Below are 25038 nucleotides of genomic sequence, written 5' to 3'. Positions count from 1 at the left end.
TCCCTGATCAGTGGTCCGTGAGGTGGCGGGTGATGATGGAGCACATCTCGGCCGCGGGCCCGGGCTCGTTCAGGCCCAGGTGAGTGGCGTCGATGTCGTAGGTGTGCAGATCGCCCTCGATGTGGGGCTCCCAGAAGGCCGCCTGGGCCTCGGGGCTCTGCGTGGCCTTGAAGAACAGGACCGTGCCCCGGTAGGTCGGCTGGCTGAACTCCCGGACCATCCGGCCGTGCTGGACCATCAGGGCCGCGCCGTTGTCGACGAGCGCCCCGCGGTCCTCGCTGTCCTCCTCGCCCGGCAGGTAGTTCTCCAGGAAGTCCCTGGCCTCGCGCAGGTCCAGGCGCGCGTCCTCCTGCGCGGCGAACCAGTCGCCCGGTACGGCGTCCAGGAGGACGACGAGCGGGACGTCGTGGCCGCGGCGCTGCAGCTCCACGGCGACGGCCTGGCCGATCGGGCCGCCGATGGAGTGGCCGACGAGGTGGAAGGGACCCTCCGGCTGGACGGTGAGGATCTGGTCGGCGTAGTCGGCGACCATCTCCTCGAAGGTCTCCGGCAGCGGCGCCCCGTCGAAGCCGCGGGCCTGGATGCCGTACGCCGGGCGGTCGCCGAGCTGCGTCGCCATGCCGAGGTAGGACCAGCAGAGCCCGAAGCCCGGGTGGATGAACCACACCGGCGCCTTGCCGCCGCCGGTCTTCAGGGGCAGGACCACACCGAACGGGTCGCTGTGTCCGGTGGCCTCGGAGCCCCCGGTCAGGTGCGCGGCCACGTCGGCGACGGTCGGTGACTGGAACACCAGGCGGATCGGCACCTCGACCATCAGGACCGTGCGGATGCGGCTGATGAGCTTGGTGGCGAGCAGCGAGTGGCCGCCGAGGTCGAAGAAGTTGTCGTCGACGCCGACCTTCTCGACGCCGAGGACCTGGGCGAACAGGCCGGCGAGCACCTCTTCCTGCGGGGTGCGCGGGGCGCGGTAGGCGACGCCGCTGGCGAGTTCGGGGGCGGGCAGCGCCTTGCGGTCGACCTTCCCCGCGCCGGACAGCGGGATGGACTCCAGGGTGACGAACGCGGCCGGCACCATGTGCTCCGGCAGCCGCTCGGCGGCGAAGGCCCGCAGCTCCTCGGTGTCAGGGCCCGCTCCCTCGGCCGGGGTGACGTAGGCGACGAGGCGTTTGCCGGTGCCCCGGTCGTCGCGGGCGATCACCACGGCCTGGGTGACGCCGGGGTGGCTCGCGAGGACCGTCTCGACCTCGCCGGGTTCGATGCGGAAGCCCCGGATCTTGACCTGGGTGTCGGCGCGGCCCTGGAAGACGAGGCCGCCGTCCTCGGTCCAGGCCACCACGTCACCGGTGCGGTACATGCGCTCCCCCGCCCCGCCGAAGGGGCAGGCCACGAAGCGCTCCGCGGTCAGGGCGTGCCGCCCCAGATAGCCGCGGGCCAGGCGCTGCCCGGCGACGTACAGCTCGCCGGGGACACCGGGCGGCACCGGCCGCAGTGCCGTGTCGAGGACGTACAGGCGGGTGTTCTCCATGGGCCCCCCGATCGGCACGGTGCCGGGGATGTTCTCGGGGTCGGTCACGAAGTGGTGGGAGGTGGCCGCCGTGGTCTCGGTCGGGCCGTAGCCGTTCACGACCTGGAGGCCGGGGCAGGTGCGCAGCGCCCGCTCCAGGGACGCCGGGGCCACCACGTCGCCGACCGTCCACACCTCGCGGGCCCCTCGGAACGCCTCGGGGCTCTCGTCGGCGATGGCCATGAACAGCCCCGCCGCGAGGGCGAGTCCGGTCACGCCCTGCTCGGAGACGAGCTTCGCGAGGGACGCCGCGTCCAGGCGTCCTGGCGGAGCGACGACGACCGTGCCGCCGCCGAGCAGCGGGATCCAGATCTCGTACGTCGAGGCGTCGAAGGCCTGCGGGTTGTGCATCAGCACCCGCTCGTGGCGGCCGCCGCCGAAGCAGCTGTCGGCGGCCAGGAGCACCACGTCGCGGTGGGTGGTGCCGACGCCCTTGGGCAGACCGGTCGAGCCGGAGGTGTACATCACGTACGCGAGCTGGTCGGGGTGTCCGGCGGTGGCCGCGGGGAGCGGTCCCGCCTCGGCCCGGGCGATCTCCTCCGCGGTGCCGGGCTCGTCGATCACCAGGTGCGGGCAGGGGCTGTCGAAGAGCCGCTCCGAGATCTCCGCGTCGGTCAGCAGGAGCACGGGCGCCGCGTCGCCGAGGAGGTACGCGAGGCGCTCGGCCGGGTAGTCCGGGTCGACGGGCAGGTAGGTGCCGCCCGCCTTCAACACGGCCAGGACGGCGACGACTTGCGCCACCGAGCGCGGCAGCGCGAGTCCGACCACCGACTCCTGTCCGACGCCGCGCGCGGCGAGCACCCGGGCGAGCCGGCCGGCGCGCTCGTCGAGGTCCCGGTAGGTCACCCGTTCCTCGCCGAGGGTCACCGCGATCCGGTCCGGGCCCTGCGCGGCCTGCTCGGCGAACGCCTCCTGAATGGTCCGTACGGCCGCCGGGGCGGTCGTGTCGTTCCAGTGGGCGACGACCCGCTCGAGCTCGGCCTCCGGCATCAGGTCGAGGCGGCCGAGCGGCGTCTCGGGGTCGGTGGCCAGCTGCTCCAGGAGGCGCCCGAGTCCTGCGGCGATGCGTGCGGCCGTGGCGGGGTCGAACAGGCTCTCCTGGTAGTGCAGGCCCGTCCGCAGGTGCGGCGATGCCTCCGCCGCCACGCCCATCGGGTAGTGGGCGCCGGTGACAGGACGGGCCCCGGTGATGGCGATGCCCGCCTCGTCGTGCGCCTCGACCAGGCCCGCCCGGTCGATCGGGTAGGACTCGAAGACGACCATCGTGTCGAAGAGGGTGCCGAGGCCCGCGGCGTCCTGGATGTCGCTCAGACCGTGGTTCTGGTGGTCCATCAGGACGGCCTGGCTCTGCTGGAGGCGGGTGAGCACCTGCGCGAGGGTGTCCTCGGGCGAGTAGCGCACGCGCACCGGCAGGGCGTTGATGAACAGGCCCACCATGTCGTCGACGCCGGGCACCTGCGGCGGGCGGCCGGAGACCGTGGTGCCGAACACCACGTCCTGCCGCCCGGTGAGGGCGCCGAGCAGCACGCCCCAGGTGCCCTGCACCAGGACGTTGAGGGTGACGCCCAGTTCGGCGGCCCGCTGCGAGAGCAGCCGGGACGTCTCCGTGGACAGCGGCACCTCGGCCGAACCGAACCCGTCGTCCTGCCCGTCGTCACCGACGGACGATCCGCCCGCCCCGGCGAGCATCGTCGGCGTGTCCACGCCGTCCAGCTCGGCGGCCCAGGCGCGGACCGAGGCGTCGCGGTCCTGCCCGGCGAGCCAGGTCAGGAAGTCCCGGTAGGGGCGTACGCGCGGCAGCTCGGAGGTGTCGCCGTCGGTGCCGTAGGCGCGGATCAGGTCCTGGAGGAGGTGCGGGATCGACCAGCCGTCGTACAGGGCGTGGCTCGCGGTGAACACCAGCTCCGAGCGGCCCGGCTCCATCAGGACCAGGGTCAGCCGCATCAGGGGCGGCCTCGCCGGGTCGAAGTGGTCCGCGTGGTCGGCGGCGAGGAGCCGTTCGAGCTCGGCGTCGCGCGCCTCGTCGGAGAGGTCCCGCAGGTCCACGACCTTGTACGGCAGTGCGACGCGGTCGCGGATCAGCTGGACGGGCTCGCCCGCCGCGCTGGTCACGAACGCGGCGCCCAGGTTCGGGTACCGGTCGAGGAGCACCTGACCGGCCCGGCGCATGCGCTCGGGGTCGACGTCGCCGGCGAGGTGGAACGTCAGCTGCACGTGGTAGGCGTCGAACGACGAGTCGGCCATCATGCTGTGGAACAGCAGGCCCGACTGCATCGGCGTCACCGGCCACACGTCCACCAGGCCCGGGTGGCTCTCCGTCCACACCTCCAGGTCGCGCTGGCTGACCTTGACGAGCGGCACGTCGGACGGCGTGAGGCCGCCCGCGTCGGGCCGCTCGGCGTGCCGGGCGAGGCCTTCGAGGGCCGTGCGCCACAGGTCCGCGAGCTGCTGTGCCTCGTCCCGGGTGAGCAGGCCGCCGGGGAAGCCGATGCCCGCGCTCAGGCGCGGTCCGTCCGCGGTGTCGGTGACGTACGCGGTGACTTCGAGGGTGGCCATGGCGGGCATGTCCGCGTCGGGCTGCGCGAACAGGTCGTCCACGTCGGCGGCGGCGGTCCAGCCGAGGCCCCGCAGGCTCTCCGGCATGTCGGCGGAGGCGAACCGGCCGAGGTAGTTGAAGGAGATCTGCCCGGTCCCGTGGCCCTGGAGCGCGGCCTTGGTCTCGGCGTTGAGGTAGCGCAGGACGCCGAATCCGATGCCGTGGTCCGGTACGGCGTTCAGCTGTTCCTTGACGGCCTTGATGGCGCCGCCCGCGGCCCTGCCGCCGGTGGCGGCGTCGTCGAGGTCGAAGCCGCCGACGTCGAGGCGTACGGGGAACATGCTCGTGAACCAGCCCACCGTACGGGACAGGTCGGCGCCCGGTGCGGCGCTCTCCTCGCGGCCGTGGCCCTCCAGACGGATCAGGGCCGAGGACGCGTCGCGCTCGTCGACGCCGCGGGCGCGCCGCCACTGGGCGAGGGCCACGGTCAGCGCGGTGAGCAGGCCGTCGTTGACCCCGCCGTGGAAGGCGGCGGGCAGCGTGGTGAGGAGCGTGTCGGTCGCGGCCACCGGCAGCTCGAGGTGGACGGTCTCCACCGTGGCGCGCACGTCGAGCGCCGGGTCGAACGGGCGGGACCCGATGGCCGGGTCGGGCCCGTCCAGGATGCTCTGCCAGAGCGGGAGTTCGGCGACGCGGTCGGCGTCGTCGGCGTGCTCCGCGAGGGCGTGCGACCAGCGGCGCACGGAGGTCGCGACCGGGGCGAGTTCGGGGGTGCGGCCCTGGCCGAGCTGCTGCCAGGCCTCGGCGAGGTCGGGCAGCAGGATGCGCCAGGAGACGCCGTCGACGGCGAAGTGGTGCAGCACGATGATCAGGCGCCCGGCCGTGTCACCGCCCTTGCTGTCACCGGAACCCGCGTCCGCTCCCGTGCCGGCGTCGAACCAGACGAACTGGGCCATCACCCCGCCCGCCGGGTCCAACCGGCCGGCCGCCGCGTCCAGTTCCGCCGCGGCCCGCTCGTGCCAGTCGGGACGGTCCCAGCCGCCGCGCCACTCCACGCGGTGGATCAGCTCCGCCACGTCCACGGTGCCCGGCTCGGCCACTTCAAGGCCCTTGGCCCCGGTGAGGACCAGGCGGGAGCGGAGGATGTCGTGCCGGTCGACGACCGCGCCGAGGGTGGCGGCGAGACCGTCGTGGTCGATGCCCGCGGGCAGGTCGACGACGGTCGACATGGTGAACCGGTCGCTGCCGCCGCCCAGTTCGAGCAGGTAGTGGCCGATCGGCAGGAGCGGCATGAAGCCGACGCCGCCGCCCTCCAGCTCTTCGAGGACGGTGCCGACGCGGCCCGCGGCCGCGGCCTCGGCCAGCTCGGCGACCGTGCGCAGCTCGAAGATCTGCCGGGGCGTGACCTCCAGGCCCTGCGCGCGGGCCCGGGAGACGACCTGGATGGAGCGGATGCTGTCGCCGCCGACGGCGAAGAAGTCGTCGTCGACGCCGACGCTCTCCAGGCCGAGGACCTCCGCGTACACGGCGGCGAGGGTGTGCTCCTCGGCGGTGCGCGGCGCCCGGTAGGTGCCGCCGGTGAACTCGGGCTCCGGCAGGGCCTTGTGGTCCAGCTTGCCGTTCAGGGCCAGCGGAAGGCGGTCCAGCATCACGAAGGCGGCGGGCACCATGAACTCCGGCAGCCGCGCGGACACGAACTTGCGCAGGTCCCTGGCCTCGACGCCGGCGGTGATGTCGTAGTTGCCGTCCGTCTCGTCGACCTCGACGGGGACGACGTAGCCGACGAGCTGGGTGCTGCCGCGCACCTCCCGGGCGACCACGGCGGCCTGGGCCACCGCGCGGTGGGCGGTGAGGGCCGCCTCGATCTCGCCGGGCTCGATGCGGAAGCCGCGCACCTTCACCTGCGCGTCGCCGCGGCCGACGTAGTCGAGCTGCCCGTCGGCCCGCCAGCGGGCGAGGTCGCCGGTGCGGTACATCCGGGCGCCGGGCTCGCCGAACGGATCGGGCACGAAGCGTTCCGCGGTGAGCGCGGCGCGGCCGTGGTAGCCGCGGGCCACGTTGCCCGCGACGTACAGCTCGCCCACCACGCCGACGGGGACGGGCGCGAGGCCCGGGCCGAGGACGTAGGCGCGCATGTTGCCGAGCGGGGCGCCGATGGGGGCGCCCGCGGAGCCGGTGCCCTCCTCGGCGACGGTGCTGGTGGTGGCGTAGAACGACTCGGTCTGGCCGTAGGCGTTGACGACGCGCACGCCCGGGATCGCCTCGCGCACCCGCTCCACGAGGGACGCGGGCAGGGCCTCGCCCGCGAACACCACCGCGTCCGCCGCGATGTCCACGTCGGCCTGGTCGAGCAGCCCGGCGAGGACGGACGGGACGGTGCTGATGACGCCGCCGGACCAGCCGCCCTGCTCACCGATGACGAGGACGTCGCGGACGACCTCGACGGTGCCGCCGTGGGCGAGCGTGGTGACGGTCTCGAAGACGGAGACGTCGAAGTTGATCGACGTGCCCGCGAGCGTGCGGGTGTTCGCGTCGATGCCGACGGACTCCGCGAGGCGCAGCACGCCGTTGACGACGTCGCGGTGGGTGATGGTGACGCCCTTGGGCACACCGGTGGAGCCGGAGGTGTACATCACGTACGCGGCGTTCGCGGGCCGCGCCGCCGTCACCGGGGTGTCCGGGGCGCCGTCCGTCAGGTCCCCCGGTTCACCGAGATCACTGAGGCTCTTCAGGACGAGCGCGGGGCGGGCGTCGTCGAGGATGTGGTCCAGGCGCGTGCTCGGGTACTTGGGGTCGATCGGCAGATAGGCGCCGCCCGCCTTGAGGATGCCGAGCAGGGCCACCACGAGGTCGGCCGAGCGCGGCAGGTTCAGGCCGACGATCGTCTCCGGGCCGACGCCGCGCGCGGCGAGGGCGTGGGCCACGCGGTCGGTGCGCGCCTCCAACTCGGCGTAGGTCAGCTGCTCCTCGCCGAAGACGACGGCCGTCGCCTGCGGTGTCCTGGCGGCCTGCTCGGCGATGAGCTGCGGCACGGTCAGGTCGGGGGTCTCGGCGGCGGTGTCGTTGAAGCCGCGCAGGACGAGTTCGCGCTCGTGCGGCTCGACCAGGTCGACGGTGGCGACGGGCCGCGCGGGTTCGGCGGCGAGCCGGTCGAGGAGCCGCACGAAGCGGTCGGCGATGGTGCGGGCGGTGTCCTCGTCGAAGAGGTCGGTGGCGTACTCCAGGACGCCGAGGACGCCGCGCCCGGGCAGGTCGGCCATGTTGAAGAACAGGTCGAACTTGACCGTGTCGTTGGGCACGCGCTCGAACTCGACCTGGAGACCGGAGAGTTCGAAGTCCTGCCGGTTGAAGTTCTGCCAGGCGAACATCACCTGGAACAGCGGCGAGTACGCCGTCGAACGCTCCGGGTTGAGGACCTCCACCAGACGCTCGAAGGGCACGTCCTGGTGGTCGTAGGCGGCAAGGGACTTGGTGCGCACCTGGTCGAGGACGTCGTTGAAGGTGGGGTTGCCGTCGAGGCGGGCCCGCAGCACCCAGGTGTTGACGAAGAAGCCGACCATGTCGGTCAGGTTCTCGTCGGTGCGGTTGGCGATCGGTGAGCCGATGGTGACGTCGTCGCCACCGCCGAGGCGGTTCAGGAGCACCGCGAGGGCGGCCTCCAGGACGATCGCCACGGTCGCGCCGCGCTCCCGGGCCAGCTCGCCGATGCCCGCGACGGTGTCCGGGTCCAGGGCGAAGTCGACGTGGGCGCCGCGGTGGCTCGCCTTGGGCGGCCGGGTGCGGTCGGTGGGCAGTTGCAGGGGCTGCGGTACGCCGGTCAGCTCGCCGCGCCAGTAGTCGAACTGGGCCGTCAGCAGGCTGTCGGGGTCGTTCTCGTCGCCGAGCAGGTCGCGCTGCCACAGGGTGTAGTCGACGTACTGGGCGGGGAGTTCGGGCCAGCGCGGCGCCTGGCCCGCGAGCCGGGCGGCGTAGGCGTCGGCGAGGTCACGGAACATGGGCGCCATCGACGAGCCGTCACTGGCGATGTGATGGACCATCAGGACCAGGACGTGGTCCTGCTCGGCGAGCCGCAGCAGCACCGTGCGCACGGGGATCTCCGTGGCCAGGTCGAAGCGGTAGGACGCGAACTCCATGATCTCGGCGGTCAGGTCCACCGCCGCGACGTCCACGACGGGCACGTCCAGGCGCACCTCGGCGGCCGGGAGCACCCGCTGGTACGGGGTGCCGTCGGCGTCCTCGGCGAAGAGGGTGCGCAGGCTCTCGTGCCGGGTCACCACGTCGCGTACCGCCGCCGCGAGCGCGTCCGGGTCGAGCTCACCCGTGAGACGCAGCGGGAAGGGCGCGTTGTACGTGGCCGAGGGGCCCTCGAACTTGTCGAGGAACCACAGGCGGCGCTGGGCGAAGGACAGCGGAACCCGCTCCGGGCGCGGGTCGACGCGGACCATCGGCGGACGGGCCCGGTCGCCCTCGGAGAGGTGACCGGACAGGCCCACCACCGTCGGCGCGGCGAACACCGCGCGGATCGGCAGCTCCACGCCGAGGACGGCGCGGATGCGGCTCACCAGACGGGTGGCGAGCAGCGAGTGGCCGCCGAGGGCGAAGAAGTCGTCGTCGATGCCGACCCGGTCGAGGCCGAGCACCTCCGCGAAGAGGCCGCACAGCAGCTCTTCCTGCGGGGTGCGCGGGTCCCGTCCCGTGGCCTGGGCCACGAAGTCGGCGACGGGCAGCGCCTTGCGGTCCAGCTTGCCGCTGGCCATCAGGGGCACCTCGGCGATGGCCACCACCGAGGCGGGCACCTGGTGCGCGGGAAGCCGCTCGGTGAGGTAGTCGCGCAGCGAGCCGACGAGCGTGCCGATGCGTCCGGCCGCGGCCGGCTCGCTGGCCAGCTCGCGCTCGGCGCGCCCGGCGGGCACGAAGAGGCCCGTCAACTGGTGGGGCAGCTCGGGGCCCTGCGGGAAGACCAGCACGTCGAAGCTCTCGGCGACAGCTCCCGACCAGGTCAGGAGCACCGTCCAGCCCTGCTCGGCGGCCTGGTCCCAGACGTCCTGCGGGTCCACGGCGGGGCCCGTGACGGCGGGGGCGGTCATCAGGCCCGCGGCGACGGCGAGGTCCACCTCTTCGGTGAGGCGGGCGTTGGGGATGCCCACGACCCGCAGCACCTCGGTGTCCTCGCGGGCGGCGCACAGCTGCGCCAGTTCGCGCAGGTCGCCGACCTGGCGGCCCCAGTACAGCGGGGGCGCCTCGGTCAGCTCCACGGGCGCCGCGGGGTGCTTGTGCAGCACGGCCTCGTAGCGGTGGCGGGTGAGTTCGTTGTGGGCGCGTCCCGGCTTGAGGCGGATGTCGGCGCCGGCGGCGCCGTGCCGCGCCGCCCACTGGGTGAACCACTCCGGGTCGAGGACCAGTTCCTGCTCCATGAGCATGGCGCGGGTGATCGCCGCCCTGGCCTGCGACGTGGCGGCCTCCGGCTGGTGGGCGTGCTGGACGCCCGCGCGGAACAGCCGCAGGGTGGCGGCGTTGCGGACGTCGCCGACGATGATCCGGCCGCCGGGCGCGAGGAGTTCGAAGGCCTGCGCCAGGACGCGGTCGAGGTAGTCGGCGTCCGGGAAGTACTGCACCACCGAGTTGAGCACGACGGTGTCGAAGTGGCCCTGGGGCAGCCCGGTCACGTCGTCGGCGGCGCGGTGGCGCAGGGTCGCCTTGTCGGCGTACCCGGCCTGCTCGGCCTCGTGGGCGAGCCGTTCGATGACGGCGGACGACAGGTCGGTGGCCCAGTACTGCTCCACGTGCGGCAGGACGTGTGCCATCAGCAGGCCGGAGCCGACGCCGATCTCGAGGACGCGGCGCGGCCCCCGGCTGAGGATCTGCCGGACCGCGGCGTCCCGCCACTCGCGCATCTCGTGCAGCGCGAGCGGCCGGTCGGTGTAGGTGGAGTCCCAGCCGGTGAAGTCCTCGCCCCAGACGGTGTTCGCCGCGGAGTAGACCTGGTCGTAGATGGTCTCCCACTCCTCGACCTGGCGCTCGGCCGCGGCGCTCTGGCCGGTGCCGTCCAGGTGCGGCACCACATAGCCCATGAGGCGCCGCTCCCCGGCCTCGTCCTCCTGGACCGTCACCACGGCCTGGGCGACGCCGGGGTGGGTGGACAGGGCGGCCTCGACCTCGGCGGGCTCGATGCGGAAGCCGCGGATCTTGACCTGGGTGTCGACGCGGCCGTGGAAGACGAGGAGGCCCTCGTCGGTCCAGGCCACGACGTCGCCGGTGCGGTACATCCGCTCCCCCGGCGCGCCGAAGGGGCAGGCCACGAAGCGCTCGGCGGTCAGGCCGGGGCGGTTGCGGTAGCCACGGGCCAGGCGCTCCCCGCCGATGTACAGCTCGCCGGGCACGCCGGGCAGCACCGGGCGCAGGGCGGCGTCGAGGACGTAGACCTGGGTGCTGTCGAGGGGGCGGCCGATCGGGACGACCTCGCCGATGTCCTCGTGGCGCTCCATGTTGTGGATGGAGGTGGCCATGGTGGCCTCGGTGGGCCCGTATCCGTTGACGACCCGCAGGCCGGGGCAGGTGTCGAGGACGCGCCGCACCAGGGCGGGCGCCACCGCGTCACCGGCCGACCAGACCTCGCGGACGCCGGTGAAGGCCTCGGGCATCTCGTCGGCGATGACCATGAACAAGCCGGCCGTCATGACGACGCCGGTCACGTCGTGCTCGCGCGCGGCCGCGGCCAGGGTGGCCGCGTCCAGGCGTCCGGGCGGGGTGATGACGATGGTGCCGCCGCCGAGCAGGGGGATCCACTGGTCGTAGGTGGAGGCGTCGAAGGCCTGCGCGTTGTGCATGAGGACGCGCTCGTGGTTGCCGCCCGCGTAGCAACTGTCGGCGGCGAGGCTCACGACGCCCCGGTGGGTGACGCCCACGCCCTTGGGGCGGCCCGTGGAGCCGGAGGTGTACATCAGATAGGCGAGCTGGTCCAGGTGCCCGGCCTGCGCGGAGGCCAGGGGCTCCGCCGGGGCCGCGGTGATCTCGGCGGCCGTGTCGGGCTCGTCGATCACCAGGAACGGGCAGGGGCTCTCGGGCAGTCCGGCGGCGATCCGCGCGTCGGTGACCACGAGGGTGGGGTCGGCGTCACTGAGCATGAACGCGAGGCGGTCGGCCGGGTACTCGGGGTCGACGGGCAGGTAGGCGCCGCCCGCCTTCTCGATGGCCAGGAGCGCCACGATCTGCTCCACGGAGCGCGGCAGGGCGAGCCCGACCACGGACTCCTGCCCGACGCCCCGAGCCGCCAGGACCCGGGCCAGGCGGTTGGCCCGCTCATCCAGGTCCCGGTACGTGAGGGTGCGGGCGCCGTCCACGACGGCGGGGGCGTCCGGGGTCCGCGCCACGTGCGCCTCGAAGACCTGGGGGACGGTCCGCTCGGCGGTCGCGGCGGGGGTGTCGTTCCAGTCGGTGAGGATCCGCTTGCGCTCGTCGTCCTCCAGGATGCCGAGAGCGGCCACCGGGATGTCCGCGTCGCGCGCCAGGAGTTCCAGGATCCGCGCGAGGCGGCCCGCGACGGCGCCGACCTGGGCGGCGTCGAACACGTGCGGCCGGTACTCGATGCCGACCTTCAGGTGCGGCTCCGCGAGCGCCATGACGACCAGCGGATAGTGCGCGCCGCTGAGCGGGCTGATGCCGGTCAGCTCGATCCCGGCGGCGGCTCCGGCCTCGCTGAGGGCGACGGCGTCGATCGGGAAGGACTCGTAGCCGACCATGGTGTCGAACAGCGTCGGCAGGCCCACCGCCTGGTGGATGTCGAGCAGCCCGTGATGGTGGTGGTCGAGCAGGGCGCTCTGGCGCTCCTGCAGGTCGGTGAGGAGTTCGCGCAGGGTGGTGCCCGGGGCGCAGTTCACGCGCACCGGCAGCGAGTTGATGAACAGGCCGACCATCTCGTCGGCCCCCGCGACCTGGGGCGGACGGCCGGAGACGGTGGTGCCGAACACCACGTCCTGGCGGCCGGTCAGGCCCGCGAGGAGGACCGCCCAGGAGCCCTGGATCAGGGTGTTGAGGGTGATGCCGAGGTCGGCGGCCCGGCGGGCCAGGTCACGGCCCGTCTCCGGGGACAGCGGTACGTCCGCCATGGCGATGCCCGCCGGTTCCGCGTCGCTGTCGGCCGCGTCCGGCGCCAGGAGCGTCGGTGACTCGACACCGGACAGCTCCGTGGCCCAGGCGCGGGCGGCCGCGCCCTCGTCCCGGTCGGCGAGCCAGGTCAGGAAGTCGCGGTAGTCGCGGATCCGGCCGAGGCCGCTCGCGTCGCCCGCCGAGCCGTACAGGCGCAGCAGGTCCTCCATGACCAGGGGCAGCGACCAGCCGTCGAACAGGACGTGGTGGGCGGTGAAGACCAGCTCCCACCGGTCGGCGGCCAGCTTGACCAGGGACATGCGCACGAGGGGCGCGATGGCCGGGTCGAAGTGGCGTGCGTGCTCCTCGGCGAGGTGGGTCTTGAGCCGCTGCTCGCGCTCGCCGTCGGCGAGGCCGCTGAAGTCGTGCTCGGCCCACGGCAGTTCGACGTGCTCGTGGACGAGCTGGACGCGGCGGCCGTCGTCGGCCATGACGAACGAGGCCCGCAGGGTCGGGTAGCGCTCCAGGAGCGCCTGTCCCGCGGCGCGCATGCGGGCGCCGTCGACCTCGCCGTTCAGGTGGAAGACGAGCTGCATCTGGTAGGCGTCGAAGGAGGCGCCGGCCAGTTCCGCGTGGAAGAGCAGGCCGTCCTGCATGGCGGTCAGCGGCCAGACGTCGACGAGGTGCGGGTGGCGCTCCTCCCACGCCTCCAGCTGGGCCTGGTCGGCGGTGACCAGCGGCACGTCGGAGGGCGTGAGGCCGCCCGCGTCCGGCCGTCCCGCGTGCCGGGCCACGCCTTCGAGGGCCGTGCGCCACAGGGCGGCCAGCTCCTCGGCCTCGGCCTCGGACAGCAGGCCGGAGGGGAAGTCGAAGCGGGCGTCCAGGCGCGGGCCCTCGGGTGTGTCGGTGACGTACGCGCTCACCGCGAGGGTCGCGAGGGCGGGCATGTCCGCGTCGAGGTCGGCGATCAGCTCGGTGGTGCCTTCGGCCTGGGTGAAGCCGAGGCCGCGCAGGTTCTCGGGCATGTTGCCGGAACCGGTGTAGTGGCCCAGGTAGTTGAAGGAGATCTGCCCGGTGGGGTAGCGCTCCAGGATCTCGGCGGTCTCGGGGTTGAGGTGGCGCAGCATGCCGTAGCCGACGCCCTTGTCGGGCACGGCGAGGAGCTGTTCCTTGACGGCCTTGACGGCGGCGCCCGCGGCGCGGCCGCCCGCGAGGGCGTCGTCGACGTCCACGCCCGCCACGTCGAGGCGCACGGGGTAGACGCTGGTGAACCAGCCGACGGTGCGGGACAGGTCCGCGCCCGGCGCCGCCGCCTCCTCGCGGCCGTGGCCCTCCAGACGGATCAGCGTCGAGGCCGACGCGTCCTCGGCCACGCCCCGGCCGCGCCGCCACTTGGCGACGGCGAGGGCGAGGGCGGCGAGCAGGCCGTCGTTCACGCCGCCGCGGAACGCGCCGGGCAGGGTGGTGAGCAGCGTCTCGGTGGCCGCCGTCGGCAGGTCCATGTGCACGGTCCGCACGGTGGCGCACACGTCCACCGCCGGGTCGAACGGCCGCCCGCCGAGGTCCGGGTCGGGGCCGGTGACGATGGAGCGCCACAGCGCCAGCTCGCCCGTGCGCCGCTCGCCGGCCGCCTCGTCGGCCAGGGCGTGCGCCCAGCGCCGTACGGAGGTGGTGACCTCGGGGAGTTCGGGGGTGCGTCCGTCCCGGACCTGGCTCCAGGCCTCGGCGAGGTCGGGCAGCAGGATGCGCCAGGACACGCCGTCGACGACGAAGTGGTGCAGCAGGATCAGGAGCCGTCCCGGGTCGCCGGTGCCCGCGTCGAACCACACGAACTGCGCCATCACGCCGCGCCGGGCGTCGAGGCGGTCCGCGGCGGCGTCGAGTTCGGCGGCGGCCTGATCGCGCCAGGTGCCGTCCCAGTCGCCGGTCCAGGTGACGCGGTGCAGCAGGGTGCCCGCGTCGACGGTGCCGGGAGCGGTCACGTCGAGCCCGGGCGCGGGGTCGCTCACGAGCCGGGAGCGGAGGATGTCGTGCCGGTCGAGGACCGCGCCCAGGGTGGCGAGCAGCCCGCGCTCGTCGATGCCCGCGGGCAGGTCCACGGTCATCGACATGGTGAACCGGTCTGTGCCGCCGCCGAGTTCGGTCAGGTAGTGCCCGATGGGCAGGAGTGGTACGAAGCCGACGCCGCCGCCGTCCAGTTCGTCGAGGACGGGACGGCCCGGGCCGTCGCCCGCCGCCTGCGCCAGCTCGGCGACGGTGCGGCACTCGAAGATCTGCCGGGGGCTGACGTCGACGCCCTGGGCGCGGGCCCGCGACACGACCTGGATGGAGCGGATGGAGTCGCCGCCGATGGCGAAGAAGTCGTCGTCGACGCCGACGCGTTCGAGGCCGAGGACCTCGGCGTAGACGGCGGCGAGGGTGGTCTCCTCGGCGGTGCGCGGGGCGCGGTACTCACCGCCGGTGAACTCCGGCTCCGGCAGTGCCTTGTGGTCGAGCTTGCCGTTGGGTGCCAGCGGAAGCCGGTCGAGCATCACGAACACCGACGGCACCATGAACTCCGGAAGGCGTCCGGAGACGAACCGGCGCAGGTCGCGCGCGGAGACGATCGCCGTGAGGTCCAGGTCGAGGTCGCCGAGGCTGGAGACGCTGTCGAGGCCGCCCTCGCCGGAGTCCACCGGCACGACGTAGCCGACCAGTCGGGTGGTGCCGCGGCCCGCGTGGGTGGTCACCACGGCCTGCGCGACGCCCGGGTGCGCGGTGAGGGCCGCCTCGATCTCGCCGGGCTCGATGCGGAAGCCGCGCACCTTGACCTGCGCGTCGTCACGGCCCGCGTACTCCAGCTGCCCCTCGGGGGTCCAGCGGGCGAGGTCGCCGGTGCGGTACATGCGGGCGCCGGGCCCGCCGTACGGGTCGGGGAGGAAGCGTTCCGCGGTGAGCGCGGCGCGGCCGTGGTAGCCGCGGGCCACGTTGCCCGCGACGTACAGCTCGCCCACGACGCCCGGTGCCACCGGCTCCAGGCCGGGGCCGAGGACGTAGGCGCGCATGTTGCCGATGGGGGCGCCGATGGGGGCGCTGCCGGTGCCGCGCCAGGTGTCGTCGGCGGTGAAGGTGGTGGCGTAGAACGACTCGGTCTGGCCGTAGGCGTTGACGACGCGGACGCCCGGGATGGCCTCGCGGACCCGGTCGACGAGGGACGCGGGCAGGGCTTCGCCCGCGAAGACCACCGCGTCGGCCTGGAGCTTGCCGCCGACCTGGTCGAGGAGTTCGGCGAAGACGGAGGGGACGGTGCTGATGATGCCGCCGGACCAGCCGCCGCGCTCGCCGACGACCAGGATGTCACGGACCACTTCGAGGGTGCCGCCGACGGCCAGGGTCGTGATCGTCTCGAAGACGGAGACGTCGAAGTTGACGGAGGTGCCCGCCAGGGTGCGGGTGCCCGCGTCCATGCCGATGGCGTCGGCGAGGCGCAGCACGCCGTTGACGACGTCGCGGTGGGTGATGGTGACGCCCTTGGGCACACCGGTGGAGCCGGAGGTGTACATCACGTACGCGGCGTTCGCGGGCCGCACGCGCGGCAGCTCGACGTCCGCTGCCCCGGAGCCGTCGGCGTCGAAGTCGACGTCGTCGACGAACAGCGTGGGCACGTCCGTCGTCGGCAGCACGCCCGCGGTGTCGGCGCTGGTCAGGACCAGGCGCGGGCGGGCGTCGCGGAGGATGTGGTCCAGGCGGGTGCTGGGGTAGCGGGGGTCGATCGGCAGATAGGCGGCACCGGACTTCAGGATGCCGAGCATGGCGACGACCAGGTCGGCGGAGCGCGGGAGCGCCAGGCCGACGACGCTCTCCGGGCCGGCCCCGCGGGCCACGAGCTCGCGGGCGAGCAGCCCGGCCCGCGCGTCGAGTTCGGCGTAGGTCAGCTCCGTGTCGCCGTGGATCAGGGCGAGCGCGTCGGGCGTGGCCGCGGCCCGGCTTTCGACCAGGCCCGCGATGCTCACGTCGGGGGTCGCGGCCGCCGTCTCGTTGAACGTGCCGAGGACGAGCGTGCGTTCCCCCGCGTCCAGGACGTCGGCGAGGGCGACGGGCCGCTCGGGCGCGTCCACGAGGTGGCGGACCAGGCGGGCGTAGCGCGCGGCGACGGCTTCGGCGGTGGACCGGTCGAACAGCTCGGTGGCGTACTCCAGGGAGACGGAGAGGCCCGGCTCGTCGGGGTCCGCGAAGCAGCTGAACTCCAGGTCGAACTTGGCGGTCGGCGTGGGCAGACCGGTGCACCGGGCGGTGAGGCCGCCGCGGAGTTCGAGGGTGACCGAGCGGTGGGTCTCCCAGGTGAACATCGTCTGGAACAGCGGGTGGTAGGCCGTGGACCGCTCGGGGTTGAGCATCTCCACGAGGCGCTCGAAGGGGGCGTCCTGGTGGTCGTAGGCGGCCATGGCCTTCTCGCGGACCCGGCCGAGGAGGTCCTCGAAGGACGGGGTGCCGGACAGGTCGGTGCGCAGGACCCAGGTGTTGACGAAGAAGCCGACCAGGTCGTCGAGCTGGCTGTCCATGCGGCCCGCGACGGTGGAGCCGATGGTGACGTCCGCGCCCGCACCGAGCTGCTGCAACAGTGCGGCGAGCGCGGCCTGGAAGACCATGGGCGCGGTCACGCCGGTGCGGTGGGCGAGCTCCTCGGCGCGGCCGTAGAGGTCCGCGTCGATCCGGAAGTCCACGACGTCGCCGTGGCGTCCGGCCACGGGCGGGCGCGGGCGGTCGGCGGGCAGACGCAGGGGCTGCGGGACGCCGGTGAGTTCGCCGCGCCAATAGTCGAGCTGGGTGGCGAGGATGCTCTGCGGGTCGTTCTCGTCGCCGAGCAGGTCGCGCTGCCACATCGTGTAGTCGACGTACTGGACGGGGAGTTCGGGCCAGTCCGGCGCGGTGCCCGCGACCCGCGCGGCGTACGCGGCGGCGAGGTCGCGCACGAGCGGGGCCATGGACTCGCCGTCGGTGGCGATGTGGTGGGCGAGCAGGAGCAGCTGGTGGTCCTGGGGGCCGCTGCGGAACAGGGTGGCCCGTACGGGGATCTCCTCGGCCAGCGTGAACGCGTACTGGGCGGCCCGTGTGACGGCCGCGTCCCGGTCCGCGGGCGCCACCTCGACGAGCGGCACGTCCAGGTGGACGTCCTCGGCGGGGACGACTTCCTGTGCCGGTACGCCGTCGGCGTTGTCGATGATCAGGGTGCGCAGGCTCTCGTGCCGGACCACCACGTCCCGTACGGCCGCGGTGAGCGCCGCCACGTTCAGCTCACCCGTCAGCTCGATGAGGAACGGGAGGTTGTATGTGGCCGAGGGACCCTCGAAACGGTCGATGAACCACAGACGGCGCTGCGCATAGGACAACGGGATCATTTACTTTGCACTCCTGTTCATCTTCTGCAGACGGGGCCGCCTGGTGGTCGACGCCTCCAGGACGGTGCGCGAGAGGTCGGCGACGTCGCGGGAGTCGAGCACCGCGCGGATGGGAACGTCGACGCCGAAGCTGTCGCGGATGTGATTGGTCAAGCGGGTGGCGAGCAGGGAGTGGCCGCCCAGGTCGAAGAAGTTGTCGTCGATGCCGACCCGGTCGAGGCCGAGGACTTCGGCGAACAACGAGCAGAGCTGTGCTTCCTGCGGGGTGCGCGGCGCCCGCCCGGCGCGCTGTGCGGCGGGGGCGGGGTCGGGCAGGGCCTTGCGGTCCACCTTGCCGTTGGCGGTCAGGGGGATCTCGGCGAGGGCCACGAGGCCGGTGGGGACCAGGTGGGCCGGGAGGAGTGCGGTGAGATGGTCGCGCAGGGCGGCGATCAGGGCGTCGGCGCTTCCGGCGGACCGGGGGCGGGCGCCGAGCCCGGCCCCGCCCCCTCCCCCGGGCCCGTCGTCCGGCTCCGGCACCACGTAGCCGACCAGCTGCTTGCCCGCCTTGCCGGTGACGTCCCTGGCCACGACCACGGCCTGCGCCACGTCCGGGTGGCCGGTCAGGACCGCCTCGACCTCGGCGGGCTCGACGCGCACCCCACGGATCTTGATCTGGTCGTCGGCGCGCCCGGCGTATTCGAGCTGTCCTTCGGGGTTCCAGCGGGCCAGGTCCCCGGTGCGGTACATGCGCGCGCCGGCCGGGCCGTAGGGGTCGGCGACGAAGCGCTCGGCGGTCAGGGACGGGTGCCGGTGGTAGCCGCGGCCGAGGCTGCCCGCCACGTACAACTCGCCGACCACGCCGGGCGGTACGGGGGTGAGGCCGGGGCCGAGGACGTAGGTGCGCATGTTGCCGATCGGGGTGCCGATGGGGGCGCTGCCGGTGCCCTGCCAGGTGTCGTCGGCGGTGAAGGTGGTGGCGTAGAACGACTCGCTCTGGCCGTAGGCGTTGATCACGGTCACGCCGGGCAGGGCCTCGCGCACCTTGGCGACCAGCGACGCGGGCAGTGCCTCACCGGCGAACACGACGGTCCTGAGCCCGGTGATGGTGCCCATCTGGTCGCGGAGTTCGGCGAAGACCGACGGCACCGTGCTGATCACGTCGGCGGCCAGGGACGTCCGCTCGCCGAGGACCATGGCGTCGCGCACCACTTCGACGCAGCCGCCCCGGGAGAGGGTGGTGACGATCTCGAACACGGACACGTCGAAGTTGACGGAGGTGCCCGCGAGCATCCGTGTGGTGGCGTCGACGCCCACGCGCCGGGCGAGCCGGGCCACGCCGTTGACCACGTTGGCGTGCGTGATCATGACGCCCTTGGGGGTGCCGGTGGAGCCGGATGTGTACATCACGTACGCCAGGTGGTCCGGGCTCGGCGGCTCGGGCCTGTCGGGGCCCAGCCGGTCGGAGGCGCCGAGGTCCATGCCTTCGAGGTGGTCGAGGTGCAGGCACGGCGTGTCCGTCCTCGGCAGCACGTCCACGGTCGCGGAGTCGGTGAGGATCAGGGCGGGCCGGGCCTGGGCGAGGATGAAGTCCAGGCGGTGGCTGGGGTACGCGGGGTCGATCGGGAGGTACCCGGCGCCCGACTTGAGGACGGCGAGCATGCCGGTGACGAGGTCCGCCGTGCGCGGCAGGGCCAGACCCACGACCTGCTCGGGACCGGCGCCGCGCGCGCACAGCTCGCGGGCGAGGACGTTGGCGCGGGCGTTCAGCTCCCGGTACGTCAGGGAGTGGTCGCCGCAGACCACGGCGGTGGCGTCGGGCGTCTCGGCCACCTGCTTCTCGATCAGCTCCGGGATCGTGTGCGCGGTGGTCGGCTCCGCGGTGTCGTTCCACTCGCCGACGATCCGGTGGCGCTCGCCCTCGTCGAGGAGGTCGACGAGCCCCACGGGGGTGCCCGGTTCCTCGGTGAGCCTCGTCAGGACGCGGCCGAGGCGGGTGGCCAGGTCGGCGGCCGTGGCCGCGTCGAGGGCGTGCCGCTGGTACTGGACGGTCAGGCGGGGGTGGGCGCCGTCGGGGTAGACGAACAGGGTCACCGGGTAGTGGCTCGCGGTGAAGGAGCGCAGGCCGCTCACCGTGATCCCGGCGGCCTCGCTCGCCTCGGCGATGCCGGTGCGGTCCAGCGGGAACGACTCGAAGGCGACCACGGTGTCGAAGAGCGTCGCGAGGCCGGTGCCGCGCTGGATCTCGGTGAGGCCGAGGTGGTGGTGGTCCAGGAGCGCGGCCTGCCGGTCCTGGAGTTCGGTGAGGACCTCGGCGAAGGGGCGCGCGGGTGCGCAGCGGACGCGTACGGGAACGGTGTTGAGGAACATGCCGACCACGGAGTCCACGCCGGGCAGCGTGGGCGGCCGTCCGGACACCGTCGCGGAGAACACCACGTCCTGCCGTCCGGTCAGCCGGCCGAGGAGGACTCCCCAGGCGCCCTGGACGAGGGTGTTCATGGTGACGCCGGACTCGGCGGCGCGGGCGGCGAGTTCACGGACCTGGGCCGGGGTGAGCGGCACGTCGGTCTGGTCGATGCCGGTGCTCGTGGTGTCGAGGGCGGCGGGGGCGACCAGCGTCGGCTCGGTGACGCCGTCCAACTCGTCGGCCCAGGCGCGCAGCGACTCCTCGGGGTCCTGCCGCTCCAGCCAGGCCAGGTACTCGCGGTAGCTGCGGGCCCGCCCGAGCGCGACGGCGTCGCCGTCCGCCGCGTAGAGCTGGAGCAGGTCCTGGATGAGCAGCGGCAGCGACCAGCCGTCCACGAGGACGTGGTGCACCGTCAGGACGACGGCGTGGCGGCCGGTCTCCGTGGCGATGTGGGCCAGGCGCAGCATCGGCGGCGCGGCCGGGTCGAAGTGGGCCTTCAGGTCCTCGGCGAGGAAGTCCTCGTACGCCGTGGCGCGTTCGGCCTCGGCGTGGCCGGTGAGGTCGAGGTGGCGCCAGGGCACCTCGACGCCGTCGACGACGAGCTGGACCAGGTCGCCGTCGGGGCCGGGCACGAAGGCGACGCGCAGAGCGGGGTGGCGGTCGAGGAGGGCCTGGGCGGCGGTGCGCAGGCGGGTGGTGTCGACGGGGCCCGACAGGTGCAGGACGTACTGCTCGTGGTAGGCGTCGAAGTCGGATCCGGACTCGGCGACCAGCTTGGAGTGGAAGAGCAGTCCGGACTGCAGGGGTGAGGCGGGCCAGACGTCGGACAGTCCGGGGTAGCGCTGTTCCCAGCCCTCGATGGCGTCCTGTCGGACGGGGGTGAGGAGGACGTCGGAGGGGGTGAGGCCGCCGGCGCCGGGGTCGGCGGTGTGCCGGGCGAGGCCGGTGAGGGCGGCGCACCACAGGTCGGCGAGTTCGCGCACCTCCGCGGCGCTGAGCACGCCCTGCGGGGCGGTGAACAGGGCGCCGAGGCTGGGGCCTTCGGGGGTGTCGGTGACGTGGGCGTTGATGTCGAGCTCGGCGAGGGCGGCCATGCGGGGGTCCTGGCCCGCGTCCAGTTCGGCCAGTTCCGTCAGGCCGGGGGTCTGGGTGAAGCCGAGGCCGCGGAGGTTCTCGGGCATGTCGGCGGCGGCGGAGAAGCGGCCCAGGTAGTTGAAGGAGATCTGGCCGGCCTCGTGACCCTTGAGGGCTTCGGTGGTCTCGGGGTTGAGGTAGCGGAGCAGGCCGTAGCCCATGCCCTTGTCGGGGACGCCGGCCAGGTGCTCCTTGACGGTCTTGACGACGCGGCCCGCGGCGGCGCCGCCCGCGAACGCCTCGTCGACGTCGGTGCCCGCGAGGTCGAGGCGGACCGGGAACACGCTGGTGAACCAGCCGACGGTGCGCGACAGATCGGCGCCCGGCGCCACGGACTCCTCGCGGCCGTGCCCCTCCAGACGGATCAGCGTGGACGGCTCGTCGACGCCGCGGCCGCGGCGCCAGCGCGTGACCGCCATCGCCAGCGCGGCTAGCAGGCCGTCGTTGACGCCGCCCCGGTAGGTCGCGGGCAGGGTGGTGAGGAGTGCCTCGGTGACGGCAGGGGGCAGTTGCACCCGCACCTTGCCGAGGGTGGCGACGACGTCGACGGTGGTGTCGAGGCGCCGGGTGCCGAGCACCGGGTCCGGTCCCGCGACCACGGACTTCCAGTGCTCCAGCTCGGCGGTGCGGCCGGGGCGGCCCGCCTCCTCGACGAGGGCGTGCGACCAGCGGCGCACGGAGGTGGCGACCGGGTCGAGTTCCGGTGTCGTACCGGCGCGCACCTGCTGCCAGGCCGCCGCCAGGTCGGGCATCAGGATGCGCCAGGAGACGCCGTCGACGACGAGGTGGTGCAGGGCGAGCAGCAGCCGTCCGGCCCGCTCCGGTCCGGCGTCGAACCACACGAACTGCGCGACGGTCCCGGCGGCGGGGTCGAGGCGTCCCGCGGCGGCGTCCAGCTCGGCGAGCAGCGACTTGTGCCACTCGGCGGTGTCCCACGCGCCCGCGCACGCGACGCGCCGGATCAGCGACGCCGTGTCGACCGCCCCCGGGGCCCCGGTGACCAGGCCGCTGAGGACGCCCTCGACCAGCCGGGCCCGCAGCAGGTCGTGCCGGTCGACGACCGCGCCGAGCGTCGCCGTGAGCCCCGCCTCGTCGATGCCCTGGGGCAGGTCGAGGACCATCGCCTGGAGGAACCGTTCGAAGCCGGGGCCGCGGTGCTGCAGCCAGCGCGTCACCGGCAGATGCGGTACGAAGCCGACGCCGCCGCTCTCGAACTCCGCGAGCACCGGGGCGTCCTCACCGGACGCGACGGTGTCCGCCGCGTGCGCGGCCAGGTCGGCGACGGTGCGCCGCTCGAACACCTCCCGGGTGCTGAGCGCCACGCCGCGGGCGCGCGCCCGGGTGACCAGCTGGATCGACTGGATGCTGTCGCCGCCGACGACGAAGAAGTCGTCGTCGACGCCGACCCGCTCCACGCCGAGGACCTCGGCGAACAGCGCGGCGAGTATCTCCTCCCGCTCCGTGCGCGGCGCCCGGTAGGCGGCGCCCCGGAACTCCGGCTCCGGCAGGCCCGCCCGGTCGAGCTTGCCGTTCGCGGTGAGCGGCAGCGCGTCGATGACCACGAACGCGGCCGGGATCAGGTACTCGGGCAGGGTGCGGGCGAGGAAGGTGCGCAGCTCGCCGGGGCCGAGGCCGGCCGCGAGGGCGAAGTGGCCGGTGCCGCCGCCGCGTTCGGCCTCGAGGTCGGCTTCGTCGGCGGCCGGGACGACATAGCCGACGAGCTGCTTGCCGCCGTTGCCGCGTCCCTCGTGCGGGACGACCACGGCGTGCGCGACCCGGGGGTGCAGCTCCAGGGCGGCCTCGATCTCGCCGGGCTCGATGCGGAAGCCGCGGATCTTCACCTGGGCGTCGACGCGGCCCTCGAAGCTGATCTCGCCGTCCGGGGTGCGGGAGACGATGTCGCCGGTGCGGTACATGCGCTCGCCGGGCGCGCCGAAGGGGCAGGCCACGAAGCGTTCGGCGGTCAGGGCGTGCCGGTTGAGGTAGCCGCGGGCGAGGCCGGGGCCCGCCAGGTACAGCTCGCCGCTGGTGCCGGGCGCCACCGGGCGCAGTGCGTCGTCCAGGACGTACGCGTCGATGCTGTCCATGGCCCAGCCGACCGGGAACGGCTCGGCCACGTCGGCGGGTTCGGACACCGGGCGGCACAGGGCGAACGTCGTCGTCTCGGTCGGGCCGTAGCCGTTGACGACCGTCAGGTCCGGGCAGCCGCGAAGCACCCGCCGCACCGCCTCCGGAGACACCACGTCGCCCCCGGCCCACACCTCGCGCATCCCGGTGAAACTCTCCGGCCGCTCCTCGGCGACCACCTTGAACAGGCCGGCGGACATGAAGGCGGCGGTGACGCGGTGCTCGGTGATGAGGGCGGCCAGGGCGGTCGCGTCGAGGACGCCCGGCGGGGCCACGACCAGGGTGCCGCCGGAGAGCAGCGGCACCCACAGCTCGTACGTCGAGGCGTCGAACGCGAGCGGGGCGTGCTGCAGGACGCGGGTGTGCGCACCGCCCTCGTAACGCCCGTCCAGGGCCAGGGTCACCACGTCTCGCTGGGTGACGGCGACGCCCTTGGGGGTGCCGGTCGAGCCGGAGGTGTAGATGACGTACGCGAGGTTGTCGGGGTGTCCGGGCGGGGGCGTGGCCCCGGTCAGCGGGCTGTCCGTCGTGGGCGCGGGGCTGTCCGTCGTGGGCCCGGTCGGCGTGATCGCCTCGCTCGTGCCGGGGTCGTCGAGGACCAGCTGCGGCACGGTGCTCGTGGGCAGGGAGCGGGCGGTCCCGGTGTCGGTCACCAGGACCGCGGGGGCGGCGTCGCGCAGCATGAAGTCGAGGCGCTCGGCGGGGTAGTCGGGGTCGACCGGCAGATAGCCGCCGCCCGCCTTGAGCACGGCGAGGACCGACACGACGTACTCCGGCGACCGGCGCAGCGCCACGCCGACGATCGACTCCTCGCGCACCCCGCGCGCGGTGAGCACCCGTGCGAGCCGGTCGGCGCGCTCGTCGAGCTGGCGGTAGGTCCACGCGACGTCGGTTCCCCCGACGACCGCCACCGCGTCCGGTGTCGCGGCCGCCTGCCGCGCGAAGAGCGCGGCGACGGTCACGTCGGGGACGGGCAGGGCTGCGGCGGAAGACTCATGAGGGTCGGTCACGAAGGCTCCAGAGACTCAGAAATTCCGTGCGGGACGCGGTGAGCGAACAGTTCGCGACGCCGTCGGTGCGGCGGCGGCGAGCCATGGCAGCGCAACGGAACCCAGCATTCGCCGGTGCCTCCGAGAGCCGTGGAGATAAGGGCGGATCGACGCGAAGTGCGGCGCACTTCCGGCGGCCCCGACCGTCTCCACTCCCCCATTGGTTTCCGGTCTCGCTTGCCTGCCGGGGAACCGTAACGCAACGAGTTCGGGGCCGTCCGACCACCGGATTTCACCCGTCGCCACGCCCACCGTTCTCAGTCGTTCGGACAGTCGCTCGTCGCATCGGACTCGTCCTGCGCGGATCACGTGAATGTCCTTTCTCACGCCTTCACCGCGGTGCGCCGCTCGATATTTCCCAAAGGAGGTAACTGTACTTTCTCAGCACCTCATTCAGAGAGATGCCTTCTCCCCCCTTAGCCGCAGGTCAGAGGCGGTACACCGACCGTTCTCACACCGCTTCTCGCGGGTGCCTCAATGACCTTCGAATCGGCCGGTCCACGCGGTTCGCACAAGCCCTGGCCAGCCATGTCCCGTCACCGGGACAGCCCCCGACGGCGAACCTTTCTTCGGTTCACCAGGGCTCGGGGACGGGGTACGTTCGGACTCGGCCCGAGTGCGGCCCGACGGCGCGTTCCGAATCGGGGCGCGGCAGGTCTCGCCATGAGACCCGGAGTTCTTGGATCCAGGCCGGGTCCCCACGATTTCCTGACGGAGAAATAACGCCGCCCAAATACCGCACGGCCTTCTTTAGGACCGTCCACGAGTTCCATCACGGC

Annotated in this window: 2 protein-coding genes; both read right to left on the bottom strand. The window is 73.5% G+C overall.

Features of this window, described 5'->3' with window-relative positions:
* Positions 1-7: 7 nt before the first annotated feature.
* Positions 8-17563, bottom strand: coding sequence for an amino acid adenylation domain-containing protein (locus tag AB6L24_RS17820; RefSeq protein ID WP_405656340.1), 17556 nt, complete (start codon positions 17561-17563; stop codon positions 8-10).
* Positions 17564-24220 (bottom strand): amino acid adenylation domain-containing protein, encoded by a 6657-nt coding sequence (locus AB6L24_RS17815; protein WP_405656339.1) that lies wholly within the window; start codon positions 24218-24220, stop codon positions 17564-17566.
* Positions 24221-25038: the final 818 nt, after the last annotated feature.

Origin of the sequence: Streptomyces sp. RK9, from assembly GCF_045070545.1 — a bacterium.
GTDB classification, from domain to species: Bacteria; Actinomycetota; Actinomycetes; order Streptomycetales; family Streptomycetaceae; genus Streptomyces; species Streptomyces alboflavus.
This window is presented reverse-complemented; position numbering and strand designations above follow the sequence as displayed.